Origin of the sequence: Flavobacterium davisii (assembly GCF_042182265.1) — a bacterium.
Taxonomy (GTDB): domain Bacteria; phylum Bacteroidota; class Bacteroidia; order Flavobacteriales; family Flavobacteriaceae; genus Flavobacterium; species Flavobacterium davisii.
In genome coordinates this window covers 1153736-1167177 of record NZ_CP097869.1, presented here as the reverse complement: position 1 = coordinate 1167177, position 13442 = coordinate 1153736, and the positions used below count along the sequence as shown (strand labels likewise).

Annotated in this window: 13 protein-coding genes and 1 tRNA gene; 12 read left to right on the top strand and 2 right to left on the bottom strand. The window is 31.1% G+C overall.

Translation table 11 applies throughout. The features are described 5' to 3' along the window. Positions 1–101 precede the first annotated feature (101 nt). The 12 genes from NAB20_RS04815 to NAB20_RS04760 all read left to right on the top strand — a co-directional run bounded on the left by NAB20_RS04815 (position 102) and on the right by NAB20_RS04760 (position 10754). Positions 102–183 (top strand) — tRNA-Leu (locus NAB20_RS04815). A gap of 329 nt (positions 184–512) precedes the next feature. Next, positions 513–986: a hypothetical protein gene (locus tag NAB20_RS04810; RefSeq protein WP_375605609.1), complete on the top strand. Its 474-nt coding sequence runs from the start codon at positions 513–515 to the stop codon at positions 984–986. A gap of 32 nt (positions 987–1018) precedes the next feature. After that, on the top strand, positions 1019–2464 hold the full coding sequence (locus tag NAB20_RS04805) for a lipopolysaccharide biosynthesis protein (RefSeq protein WP_105195974.1): 1446 nt from the start codon (positions 1019–1021) through the stop codon (positions 2462–2464). Positions 2465–2514: 50 nt separating this feature from the next. Next, positions 2515–2949, top strand: a complete 435-nt coding sequence (gene dut, locus NAB20_RS04800; protein ID WP_088392797.1) for a dUTP diphosphatase — start codon at positions 2515–2517, stop codon at positions 2947–2949. Positions 2950–3058: 109 nt separating this feature from the next. Then, the gene (locus tag NAB20_RS04795; RefSeq protein ID WP_105195973.1) at positions 3059–4069 is read left to right on the top strand and encodes a sugar phosphate nucleotidyltransferase; all 1011 of its coding nucleotides are present in this window, start codon (positions 3059–3061) and stop codon (positions 4067–4069) included. Between the two features lie 200 nt (positions 4070–4269). Beyond that, on the top strand, positions 4270–5616 hold the full coding sequence (locus NAB20_RS04790) for a lipopolysaccharide assembly protein LapB (RefSeq protein ID WP_105195972.1): 1347 nt from the start codon (positions 4270–4272) through the stop codon (positions 5614–5616). Beyond that, positions 5613–6398: a DUF4292 domain-containing protein gene (locus NAB20_RS04785; protein ID WP_105195971.1), complete on the top strand. Its 786-nt coding sequence runs from the start codon at positions 5613–5615 to the stop codon at positions 6396–6398. Before NAB20_RS04790 ends, NAB20_RS04785 begins: the two co-directional genes overlap by 4 nt. 15 nt (positions 6399–6413) lie before the next feature. After that, positions 6414–7628 (top strand): murein hydrolase activator EnvC, encoded by a 1215-nt coding sequence (locus NAB20_RS04780; protein ID WP_105195970.1) that lies wholly within the window; start codon positions 6414–6416, stop codon positions 7626–7628. A gap of 86 nt (positions 7629–7714) precedes the next feature. Next, entirely contained in the window at positions 7715–8125 is a 411-nt protein-coding gene (locus NAB20_RS04775; RefSeq protein WP_088392807.1) for a BrxA/BrxB family bacilliredoxin, read from the top strand. A gap of 94 nt (positions 8126–8219) precedes the next feature. Continuing rightward, positions 8220–8951 carry a 1-acyl-sn-glycerol-3-phosphate acyltransferase gene (locus tag NAB20_RS04770; RefSeq protein ID WP_088392811.1) on the top strand — a complete coding sequence of 244 codons (732 nt, stop codon included), beginning with the start codon at positions 8220–8222 and terminating at the stop codon, positions 8949–8951. A 13-nt stretch (positions 8952–8964) separates the two neighbouring features. Continuing rightward, positions 8965–9966: an acyl-ACP desaturase gene (locus NAB20_RS04765; RefSeq protein ID WP_088392809.1), complete on the top strand. Its 1002-nt coding sequence runs from the start codon at positions 8965–8967 to the stop codon at positions 9964–9966. A 143-nt stretch (positions 9967–10109) separates the two neighbouring features. Further along, the gene (locus NAB20_RS04760; protein WP_375605608.1) at positions 10110–10754 is read left to right on the top strand and encodes an HD domain-containing protein; all 645 of its coding nucleotides are present in this window, start codon (positions 10110–10112) and stop codon (positions 10752–10754) included. A 424-nt stretch (positions 10755–11178) separates the two neighbouring features. On the opposite strand, the gene NAB20_RS04755 is transcribed toward NAB20_RS04760, so the two are convergent. Next, positions 11179–11961, bottom strand: a complete 783-nt coding sequence (locus NAB20_RS04755) for an enoyl-CoA hydratase/isomerase family protein (RefSeq protein ID WP_375605607.1) — start codon at positions 11959–11961, stop codon at positions 11179–11181. A gap of 4 nt (positions 11962–11965) precedes the next feature. Beyond that, entirely contained in the window at positions 11966–13441 is a 1476-nt protein-coding gene (locus NAB20_RS04750) for a HAMP domain-containing sensor histidine kinase (RefSeq protein WP_105196002.1), read from the bottom strand. Position 13442 lies beyond the last annotated feature (1 nt).

The window sequence follows — 13442 nt, the reverse complement described above, 5'->3', positions numbered from 1 at the left end:
ATCACAAAAAAAGTAAATAAATTATTTGTTAATTAAAAAATATGCCTATATTTGCACTCGCAATCAGCAGCCAAACAAAACGGTTAAAGATTCCAAAATTCGCGGGTGTGGCGAAATTGGTAGACGTGCCAGACTTAGGATCTGGTGTCGCAAGACGTGTAGGTTCGAGTCCTATCACCCGCACAAAATTAAGACTTAAACAACTTGTAGATCAAGAGTTTAGGTCTTTTTTGTTTTTTGTTTTTACCCTTAAAATACCCTCTTTTTTGGGATCAAGAACAAAAGTTCCCCACAAATACCTAAATTTATTGTTTTTTTTAACACAGCTAAGTCCCATACAGAATCTAGATTCAATTAGCATTCAAAATCTTATAAAAAACAACCATTATTCAACCCTTTAACTTGTTTGGTATATTTTTTGATAATTTTGACGAGTTTTAGATATTTGTTAAAAATTACAACCCCACAACAAACAACAAACTTTTTTTCAACATTTTAATCGTTTAAGTAATATGAAAACAACTTATCTCTTCATACTCTCCCTCCTATCTTTTATAGCATATTCACAAAAAAAAGCACCTTTTATTATTCAGGAATGTTACTATCAATCTTGGATAGCTGGTATAAAAGGTGGAGGTTCAGGTACCGATTTTCATATTCTATTTCAAAATGAGTTACCAAAAGACTTAGAATTAAGTAAAATTTATTTTCAAAATAAAACAGCTATTCCCAAAAAAATAAACCCAACAGAATATCTATTCAGTTTTAAAGAAGAAGCTAATAGACACCCTAATGAAGAAAATACAGAAGACAAAAAAAATAGCCCTTCTACCACAACACAAAACCCTTTAAAAATTACTTCTAAGCAAGCTATTTTAGAATATTATTATAAAGGAAACAAAGCTATTTTTAAAATTAAAAAAGTAAAAGCAAAAGAAATACTCGCTTATCCATCTGCTAGAACAGATGAAAATGATAAAAATTAATACTTTTGTACATTTAAAATAACACAACCATTTTGGGCATTTATAAAAGTTTATTTAAGCAGACACTAATCTACGGTTTAGCTACGGTATTACCCCGTATGATTAGCTTTTTATTGAACCCCCTATACGTAAAAAAATTACCTAAGTCAGAATTTGCTGATGTATCCATCATTTTTGCTTATCTCATCTTTTTTAACGTAGTCCTTTCCTACGGAATGGAAACGGCCTTTTTTAGATTTTATAATCAAGAAGAAAACAAAAAAAACGTTTTTAAAACATCATTAGTGTCACTTTTTTGGTCTTCTATATCTTTTCTGGCATTTTCATTAATCTTTCGAGAAAGCATAGCCCATTTTATCAATGTAAAAAAAGAATATATTACATACACCATTTGGATATTAGTTTTAGATGCACTGGTTGTTATTCCTTTTTCAAAATTACGTGCTGAAAAAAAATCAATGCAATATGCCGTCATCAAAATTTTGAATGTTATCATTAACTTCAGTTTAAATATATTTTTCTTACTAATATTACCACGCATCTCGAAAGAAAACCCAATCAGCACATTATATTTTGATCATTTTCAAGTAGGCTATATTTTTATTTCAAATGTTCTAGCTAGCTTATTTACTCTAGGAATGCTATCCAATCATTATATAAAACGAGAAGGTATTTTTGATAAAAAATTATGGCTTAAAATGATCCAATATGGTTTACCTATTCTTTTTTCAGGAATTGGATTTGCAATTAACGAGCACTTTGATAAGATTCTATTAGAAAAATTGCACGTTTCTAAATCAGATATTGGAGCCTATTCTGCTTGCTATAAACTAGGAATGTTTATGGTCCTATTTCGTACAGCGTATACTCTAGGGATAGAGCCCTTCTTTTTTAGTCATGCTAAAAACCAAGATGCCCCTAAAACCTACGCTACGATAACTAAATATTTTGTAATATCAGGTTCTTTTATTCTACTCTTTGTAATTGTTTTTATAGATCTACTTAAACAACCTTTAGTACCCAATGCCGCTTATTGGGATGCAATAAAAGTTGTACCATTAATTGTTTTAGCTAATTTTTGCTTAGGAATTTACACCAATTTATCTGTATGGTATAAACTAACCGATAAAACCTATATAGGCACTATAATTTCTCTTATAGGAGCCCTTCTAACTTTACTCTTCAACTACTGGCTAATCCCTATTATGAGTTATTACGGTTCAGCCATTGCAACCATTGTAGCATACGCAAGTATGATGTTCATTTCCTATTACCTAGGACAAAAAAGATACCCTATTCCGTATGAAATGAATAAAATTGCAAGCTACATAACAATCGCTATTACATTATCCGCCCTATCATTTTATGTCCCATTTTTACGCCAAAGTTATATTTTTGGAATATTTACCTTAATTTTATTTGGATATTATATTTACAAAAATGAAAAAGAAATTTTTTTAAAAATAATCAACAAATAAATTCGATACTTTTAACAAATCTCCCATTATTAAAATAGTATATAAATAACATGGAAATAAAAATTGTAAATAAGTCAAAACATACACTTCCTCATTATGAAACTGATTTATCAGCAGGAATGGATTTAAGAGCTAATTTGGAAGAGTCTGTTACAATACCCCCACTTGGAAGAGTGTTAATTAAAACCGGTTTGTTTATAGAATTACCACAAGGATACGAAGCACAAATAAGACCTAGAAGCGGTTTAGCGCTCAAAAAAGGAATCACTGTTTTAAATTCACCTGGCACCATAGATGCTGATTATCGTGGTGAAATAGGTATTATACTAGTTAATTTATCTAATGATTTTTTTGACATCGAAGATGGTGAACGCATTGCTCAGCTAGTAATTGCTAAACATGAACGTATTTTTTGGACTCCTGTTGAAATACTTTCCGACACAGACCGAGGTCAAGGAGGTTTTGGCAGTACAGGAGTAAAATAAACTGATACCCAATAAAATAATTAAAAAATCGAATATTAAAAATAGTAAATAAATTTTAAAAACTACTCTCCCTGTAGTAATCCTCTTCTGAGGGCAAGGGACTAATCTTATGAAAATTATTGTACCTATGGCAGGTCGTGGCTCACGTTTACGACCTCATACTCTAACCGTTCCTAAACCATTAATTCCTATTGCAGGAAAACCCATCGTACACCGATTAGTAGAAGATATTGCCAAAGTAATCAATCAAGATATTGAAGAAATCGCTTTTATAATTCACGAAAGTTTTGGTAAAAAAGTAGAAGACGAATTAATCACTATAGCTCAAAATCTAGGAGCAAAAGGAACCATCTACTATCAAAACGAAGCATTGGGTACAGGACATGCTATCATGTGTGCAAAAGAATCTCTTTCAGGACCTACCGTTATTGCTTATGCGGACACTCTTTTTAAAGCAGATTTCACTTTAGACACAGCTGCTGATAGCGTTATTTGGGTAAAACAAGTAGAAAACCCAGAAGCCTTTGGCGTAATTAATCTAAACGAATCCAATGAAATCATTGAACTAGTAGAAAAATCGTCTACTTTTGTTTCTGATCTAGCCGTTATTGGAATTTACTATTTTAAAGATATAGCCATCCTAAAAAATGAATTGCAAGCCGTTTTAGACAATAATATCATTCACGGTGGCGAATACCAAATAAATGATGGTATAAAACAAATGATGGATAAAGGAATGAAATTTGTTCCTGGAAAAGTAGAAGAATGGATGGATTGCGGAAATAAAAACGTAACAGTAGAAACCAATAGTAGAATGCTCAATTTCTTACACGCAGATAACGAAAACATGGTAGCTTCTTCTGCTCTTATTGAAAATTCTACTATCATTCCTCCTTGCTTTATCGGAGAAGATGTAGTCTTAAAAAATTCTACTATCGGACCAAATGTATCATTAGGAAAATCAACTCATCTAACAAACGTTACCATCAAAAATAGTTTAGTTCAAACACATGCACATTTACGCAATGCTGATCTAGATAATGCCATGATTGGTAATCATGCCACTTTTGATGGAAACTTCAAAAGCATCAGTATAGGCGACTATTCTACACTAGAATAAAAACATAAAGAGGATGTCCAAAAAGCTGGCAATCTGACCAACAAAAACAACAAACAAAATGTTATTTTTTTACTTTTTGGACAACCTCTACTTTTAAAAACAAAAATATACTATCTTAACAATCCGTTTTTATAGTAAATACAATCCGGTATAATTAAAAGTAATACCTATTTTACCGCTAAAAAAGAAAGTCTCAATATATGCATAAGATAATATACCAATTAACCTGTTTTATATTAGCAACCAGTACACATACTCTTTTAGCCCAAGTAAACCCTGAAGAAATAATCTCAGAAAATGACACTTTTCAAGAAGCATTTTATGAATCATTAAAACAAAAAGGAATTGAAAATTATGACAAAGCCATTATTGAGCTAGAAAAATGTTTGCAACTCCAACCTCATAATGCCTTTATTTATCATGAATTAGGCAAGAATTATTATTTAAAAAAAGATTACATTCTCGCTGAAGAAGCCTATAAAAAGGCAACTGAAATAGAGCCAAAAAACAAATGGAACTGGATTGATTTATATGAGGTATATTATCAAACTAAAAATTATAACCAAGGAATATTAACCCTTCAAAAAATCATTCCTTTGGATAAGAAATACAAAGAAGACTTACTGGCTTTATATATGTATACTCGTCAATTTGACAAAGCTTTGTTATTGATTAACGAGTTAGATGAATCTGAAGGAAAATCCGAAAGAAGGAATCAATATAGAGCCGAAATTAATAAGCAAACCAATAATAATGCAGGTCATAAAGCCGATCTAGAAAAAGCAATAGACAACAATCCTTTAAACGAAGAAAACTATCTTTCTTTGATCACCCAATACTCCGAAACTAACCAAGAAGAAAAAGTAAAAGAAGTAATCCAAAAGCTACAAAAAAACATCCCTAACTCTGAGTGGGCTGCTGTATTCCTATTTAAGTATCATATAAATGACGGAAAAGGCACAGAAGCTTTTAATAATCTTGAAACTGTCTTAAAAAATAAAAAAATAGACAAAAAAATTAAAATCAAAATGTTCAATGAATTTTTAATTTTTACTTCTAAAAACCCCGCTTTTGAAAACCAATTATCAAAAGTTACTTCTTATTTTGAAGGCGATCCAGAATTTAATGTATACAAAGAAGTAGGTAAATTTTACTTCAAAAAAAAGCAATGGGATTTAGCTATCCAAAATTTTGAAAAATCAAATACCCTTCAAAAAAATGATATAGAAATAGCCCTATCCCTTCTTATTTGTCAGGAAGAAAAAAAGGACTATCCAATTATGTTAAAAATAGCAACAGATTATTTAGATCTGTTCCCTAATCAACCCGAATTTTATTACTTTGCAGGAAAAGCAAATTTTCAAATAAAAAATTATAAAAAAGCCAACGAATTGTTACAAATCGGTCTAGATTATATAGTAGAAAATCCTATTTTAGAAATCAACTTTCTTAATTTAATAGCGGAAGTTACCATGGCTTTAGGTGAACCTAAAAAAGCAGAAGAATGGCAAAAAAAAGCAATGAGCATTAAAAATAAAACAAAATGATCAAAAAGATTATAAGTACACTAAGCATAGCACTAATAGTCGTTTCCTGTAAAACGAAACAAAATCTTGTTATTCATCAAGAAAACAAAATACCAGTTGTTACAGAAACACTGAAAAATGTCATCAAAAATCATGAAACTCTCAAAAGAAATTTTAAAACCGCTTATATAAAATCAAACATAGACTACAAAGATGAACAACAATCGTCTAACATATCCGCGGATATTCGCATCAAAAAAGATGAAATGATTCTTGTAACAGTCAAAATACTAGGTTTTACTGTAGCCAAAGCACTATTAACTCCTACTTCTGTCAAATATTACCAAAAAATAGGGCAAAAATTTTTTGATGGAAACTATACGATATTAAGCAACTGGTTAGGTACAGAATTAAATTTTCAAAAAGTTCAAAACTTACTTTTAGGAAAATCTATAGATGATCTTTCCTCAGGTCAATATACTATGAAACAAGAAGAGAACAATATAAACTTAATAGAAACAACAACACCTAATTTCATAAAATCCTATTCATTTGATCCCCATTATTTTTGGTTAAACAGTCAAGAAATAAAACAAATAGAACCCGATCAAAAAATGATGGTTCAATATGCAAACTATAATTCAGCTCCAGAAGCTATTTTGCCAATGAAACTTGTTATTTTTGCAATTCAGGGTAATAAAACCACGCAAATTACAATAGAAAATGAATCCGTTAACTACAATGAAGAACTAACGTTTTCATATAGTATACCAGAAGGTTATAAACCCATAAAAATTAATTAAAAGAATTAATAAATTATGCTAAAACATATCTTATCCCTTGTTTTTATTCTTAGTACTACCATGTTCTGGTCTCAGGAAGAAGATAGACAACGCAAATTAGAAGAACAAAAAGCCAGAATTCAAGAAGAAATTCGCCAAAAAGAACGTTTATTAGGAGAACAAAAAAGAAAAGAAAAAGATGTAACCAAAATTGTTGCACAACAAAAAGAAAAAATAAGCCTGCAACTTAAGCTAATCCGTACAACAGAAAAACAAAAGAAAGTTTTAGGAAACAGCATGTATATTAATCAAATAAAAGTAAATCAATTAAAAAAAGATTTACAAATTCTTAAAGAAGATTATGCTGAAATGATTGAAAAATCATACAAAAGTCGTTCAGAACAAAGCAGGGCTATGTTTATTCTATCAGCCGACAACTTTTTACAAGCTTATAAAAGAGGACAGTATATGAAGCAATATTCTAGCTTCCGAAAAATGCAAGGTGAAGAAATAAAAAGTAAAACAAAAGATCTAGAAAATTACAATACCAAATTAGGAGTACAAAAAAAACAAAAAGAAAAATTAATCGCTATAAGCGAAAAAGAAAAAAAAGATCTTGAAGTAGAACGTCAAGAACAAGAACGATTGTTAAATAGCATTAAAAAAGATAAAAAGAAAATTATTGCTGAAATTCATAAAAAACAAAAAGAATCCCGCGCTATTGAAAGACAGATAGATCGTTTAATACGAGAAGCAATTGCTGCAGCTAACAAAAAAGCAGGCAATACGACTAATACCACTACTTTTGTATTAACACCCGAAGCAAAAGAGTTAGCAAACGATTTTCGTTCAAATCGAGGTCGATTACCGTGGCCTGTAGAAAAGGGCGCTTTAACTAAACGTTTTGGTCGTCAGCCTCACCCTTTAGAACCGTCAATTATGATTGAAAGTAGTGGAATTGAAATTTCTTCTGAAAGAGGAGCGCAAGCTCGTGCTGTTTTTGGAGGAGAGGTGAGTGATGTACAAATGGCCGCTAACGGCACTGCAACAGTTGTCATTAGACATGGTGATTACATTACTTCCTACTCTAATCTTAGCAGTGTAAACGTGAGTAAAGGTCAAAAAGTAAGCACTAAACAAACCTTAGGAAGTATTCATTACAATAGCTTCACAGGCAAAGCAGTTTTAAAATTCTACATCTATCAAAATACAACAAAACTAAACCCTCAATCGTGGATTAAAGGTTTATAGAAAATACTAAAATCATATTAAATAAAAAGGTTACAATAGAAAAGTTTGTAACTTTGTAAAACAATAACTTTTAACATATAAAGAATATGTATCCAGAAGAAATGGTTAAACCAATGCGCGAAGAGTTAACAAGCAACGGTTTTCAAAATTTATATACAGCAGATGACGTAAAAAACGCCATTACAGCAACAGGTACTACACTGGTAGTTGTAAACTCAGTTTGTGGTTGTGCTGCTCGTAATGCCCGTCCAGGAGCTATAATGAGTTTATCAGGTGAAAAAAAACCAACCCATTTAATTACTGTTTTTGCAGGTGTCGACAAAGAGGCCGTAGACGCTGCTCGTGAACAAATGTTTCCGTTCCCGCCCTCTTCACCAGCAATGGCATTATTTAAAGATGGAGAGTTAGTACACATGTTAGAACGTCATCATATAGAGGGAAGACCAGCGGAAATTATTGCTGAAAACTTAAAAGATGCTTATAGCGAATTTTGTTAAAATCATCCCTTTTTTATTTTTTATAAATGTCATCTAGAAATAAGATATCTAGATGACATTTATTATTTTTGGCTATTACAAATTAAATGAGCACATGCTAAAACTTATTTCTTACCCATTATCGCTCTTATTTGGAGTTCTTTTTTTTCTTTGGTTACTTATTTTTCATCCTATACAATGGATTTGTTTAAAACTATTTGGGTACAACGCACACAGAGTAAGCGTAGCCGTTCTTAATGCTTTTTTAGTAAGAACCACTCAAATATTAGGAACTACTTATAAAATAAAAGGAATGGAAAATATACCTAAAAACAAACCGTTAATCATTGTTGCTAATCATCAAAGTTTATACGATATTCCTCCCTTTATCTGGTTCTTACGAAAATGCCATCCTAAATTTATAAGTAAAAAAGAGTTAGGCAAAGGTATTCCTAGTGTTTCCTTTAACTTACGTCATGGCGGTTCTGCCTTAATTGACAGAAAAGACTCAAAACAAGCTTTACCCGAAATAAAACGCATAGCAGAATATATTAACAAACATAATTATTCCGTCGTGATATTTCCTGAAGGCACAAGAAGTAAAACAGGAATACCTAAACCTTTTTCTATTAATGGTTTAAAAATGCTTTATAAATTTGCTCCCGATGCCTACTTTTTACCTGTAACTATAAATAACTCATGGAAAATGACACGCTATGGCCAATTTCCATTAGGTTTAGGCAGTAATATCGAGCATATCATTCATCCTCCTTTAAAAATATCCGATTATAGTTTTGAAGATTTATTTCAAAAAACAGAAACTATAATCAAAGAACATATAAAATAATTATACTCATCTTATGGAAAAATTAAACAATATCCGCTTGGAAGTCATGCAGTATCTAGAAAAGAGCTTAGATTCTTTCGTAGAAAACTACTTACTACCTGTAGAAAAGATATGGCAACCAAGTGATTTATTACCCAATTCTGAAGGCGAAAATTTCATAGAAGAAGTTACAGAACTTAGAGAAATAGCAAAAGATTTGCCTTATGATTTTTGGGTAGTTTTAGTGGGCGATACCATTACAGAGGAAGCTTTACCAACTTATGAATCATGGTTATTAGATGTTGAAGGAATACAACAAAAAGGACCTACAGGAGATAACGGTTGGGCCAAATGGATTCGTCAATGGACTGGCGAAGAAAATCGTCATGGTGATGCACTTAATAAATATTTGTATCTGTCTGGGCGGGTAAATATGCGAGAAGTAGAAATTACTACACAGCATCTAATAAATGATGGATTTGATCCTGGTACTGATCGTGATCCCTATAAAAACTTTGTGTTTACAAGTTTTCAAGAATTGGCTACCTATATTTCCCACATGAGAGTCTCTAAACTAGCTAAAAATTTTGGAGACAAAAAATTAGCCAAATTATGTAATTTAATTGCAGGTGATGAAATGCGTCATCATTTAGCATATAGTGATTTTGTCAACCGAATTTTCCAAGTAGATCCTAGCGAAATGATGCTGGCATTCCAGTATATGATGAAACAAAAAATTACAATGCCTGCAAATCTTATTCGCGAATCTGGAGAAGCTATAGGCACCGCATTCGAAAAATTTTCTGAATCCGCTCAACGTATTGGAGTTTATACTGCCACTGATTATATCGAAATTATGGAAAAATTAATTCAAAAGTGGGAAATAGACAAAATCACGCATCTTACAGATGAGGCAGAAAAAGCACGTGATTATCTGATGAAACTGCCTGCAAGAATGACTCGACTAGCGGAAAGAATGGTTACTCCTACAGAAGAAAAATTATTTAAATGGGTTCAACCATCTTTAATAGTTTAAAACATCAATCATGAACAGGAGAGGTTCTTAAAAGTAAAAATCAAAATTTAAATCTCCTTTTTGTCAAATCTAAATAAAAGGCCAAATAATGTTAGATCATAAATCAAACAACTTTTAAGACGGCCTTTTTTAATATATATTCTATGGAAATTATAGAAAAAACAATTGATTTTGTAAAACAGCAATTAGCAGAAGCAGAAGGCGGACACGATTGGTTTCATATAGAACGCGTATATAAAAACACCAAGTTAATAACAAAAGAAGAAGAATGTAATGAAACTGTTGTTTATCTAGCCGCTTTATTACACGATATAGCCGATAGTAAATTTCATAACGGTAATGAAACCATTGGTCCTAAAATAGCTGGTGATTTTCTTAGATCACAAAATGTCGATCAGGATATTATTGACCATGTGGTAAAAATCATAGAAAATATTTCTTTTAAAGGAGGAAATTTCACCTCTCCCTTTCATTCTAAGGAGCTTGCTATTGTTCAAGATGCCGATCGTTTAGATGCTATTGGTGCCATCGGAATTGCTCGAACATTTAATTATGGTGGATTTAAAAACAGGAAGCTATACGATCCTAATATTAGACCTAATTTAACCATGAGTAAGGAAGAATATAAAAATACAACATCACCTACTATTAATCATTTTTATGAAAAATTACTTCTTTTAAAGGATAAAATGAATACTATAACGGGAAAAAGAATTGCCTCACAACGCCATTTGTTCATGGAGCAATTTTTAGAACAGTTTTACGATGAATGGAAAGGAATGAAATAAAAATACCTCCTTTTGTGACTATTTAAAAATCAAGGAAAAATCATTCGTTTTAAAAATTATCATTCACAACCTATCTTATTCTTCATTAGGGTTTAGAAATTTATTACGGATAAATAAGGACTTTAAATATACAAACACACCTTAAAACCCCCGTTTTTTAAAGTTTTTTATTAAAAAACGGGGTTAAATCAAAATATTAAAATTTTATTTATGAAGTAGATTTCTTAATCCCAAATTTCGTTGTAAAACAAAATTTTTCAATAAATTCAAGTGTTCACGGAGAATTTTAGAAGACAAAATAGTCAACTATTTCGATGAATAAAATTGGAATACGTGCTTGAATTTGAAGAAAAATAAAGTGGAATAGATTTCTAATGTTGATTTAGGTTAAAACAAACTGTTTTAAAACCTTCCATTATACTTATTATTTCCCTTCAAAAGCAGGTTTACGTTTTTCTAAAAATGCAGTAGTTCCTTCTTTAAAATCAGCAGTAGCAAAACATTCTCCAAACTTCTTAATTTCAACTTCAAAACCATTTACCGCTTCATTATAATTTGCATTTACCGCCTCAATGGCTTTACCTATAGCAACAGGAGAATTACGTTGAATTTTATCAACTATTGCCATGTAAGTAGCAAACAACTCTTCTTGAGGCACTACATGATTTACTAAGCCAAACACTTGGGCTGTTTTAGCATCTATCATACCTGCTGTCATGATCATTTCCATAGCACGTCCTTTACCAACTAACTGTGCCAAACGTTGGGTTCCTCCATAACCTGGAACCACACCTAATGAGGTTTCAGGTAATCCCATTTTAGCATTTTCAGAAGCAATTCGGAAATGGCAAGACATTGCAAGTTCTAAACCACCTCCTAAAGCAAATCCATTAATAGCAGCAATTACTGGAGTTTTCATATTTTGAATAAAATCGAAAAGTATCTCTTGTCCTTTTTTAGCCAATTCAGCTCCTTCTGCCTCAGAAAAATGAGCAAACTCAGATATATCTGCACCTGCTACAAATGCTTTTTCGCCACTCCCTGTCAGGATAATTGTTCTTATATTTTCATTTGCTTCTAATTCTTTTAACCAATAGTGAAGTTCTTTAATCGTTTCAGAATTTAATGCGTTTAATTTTTCTGGTCGATTAATTGTTACTGTAGCTGTAAATTTCTCGTGTTCTACTAAAATATTTTTTAATTGCATCTTTTTATTTGTTTATGATAGGTAATGTTACTTTAAAAGTAGTTCCTTTATTTAATTCTGACTCAAAAGTAATCTTTCCTTGGTAATTTTCAATTATATTTTTAATTATAGCTAAGCCTAATCCCATACCACTTGTTTTTGTTGTAAATTTAGGTTCAAATATTCGTTCAAAATCTTCAACCGCTATTCCCTTTCCATTATCACACACACTAATAATCGTATTATTTTGTTCTTTTTTTACGGATACTGAAACTTTTTTATTTATTTGCCCTTCTGGTATAGCTTGTATGGCATTTTTTACTAAATTGGTAATAATACGGATAAGTTGGGTTCTATCTATTTTGGTAATAATTTCTTTTGTACAAGGATTATATTCTATGTAATCTTCATTAAAAATATCCAATGCCATACTTACTACATCGACTACATTTAGTGTTTCGTTTTGTTGTGCTGGCATAGATGCAAAATTTGAAAAAGCATTAGCAACAGCGCTCATAGTATCAATTTGTTGGATAAGTGTTTTAGAAAAATCAACTACTTTTTGTTTAATATTCGGATCTTGAGGATTAAACCGCATTTCAAAACTCTGAACTGTTAATCGCATAGGAGTTAAAGGATTTTTTATTTCATGTGCTACCTGTTTAGCCATTTCTCTCCATGCGCCTTCTCGTTCACTTTGTGCCAATTTATTAGCACTTTCCTCCAACTCATCAATCATTTTATTATACGATTTAATAAGTTTATCTATTTCGGAACTATGTGTTACTAAATCTATTTTTTTGTTCTTTTCTGTAAGGCTAGTTTCTGTAAGTCTACGCGAAATAGTTTCTAACGATTTGGTAATATATCTCGATAGGTAAAAAGCCAACCAAATGGCTAATGAAAACATTCCTAAATATACGCTTCCAAATATGGCTAAAAAATTTTCTATTTCTTGTTTATAATAACTATCATCTTGTTTGTAGGGGAGTCGTATAATGCCAATAGGTTTCTTTTCTATATGATCCATCAAATAGCTATAAGAAAAGTTATACACATCTCCTCTTGCCTCTCCTTCTCCTATAAATCTATTTTTGTCAGCATGCTTAATTTTATCCAACAAATTATCTGAAATATTAATTGTAATCTGTCCTTCTATCATGGGAGCTCTTGAATTAATAAGCATGCGTCCTTGTAAATCATAAATATCAATTTCTAAATTATGAATATCTGCTATTTCAAATATTTTTTCTTTAAAAATAGAAGCTAAATTGGCTGTTATTAAAGGATGAGGAGTTGTTTCTAAAACGTATTCTATATGTTGCTTAATCTGTTCTTCTTTTCTTAGTAAACGTTCTTTATGGTATTCCTGACTTTCATATTGAAAATGAAGTATTGATACTAATGCAATCAGTACTGAAGATATTAATGTTATAAATATCAAAGCAAGAAAAATTCTGGCTCTTAAGGAAAGATTTTTACCCCGAAGGAATACATTCATC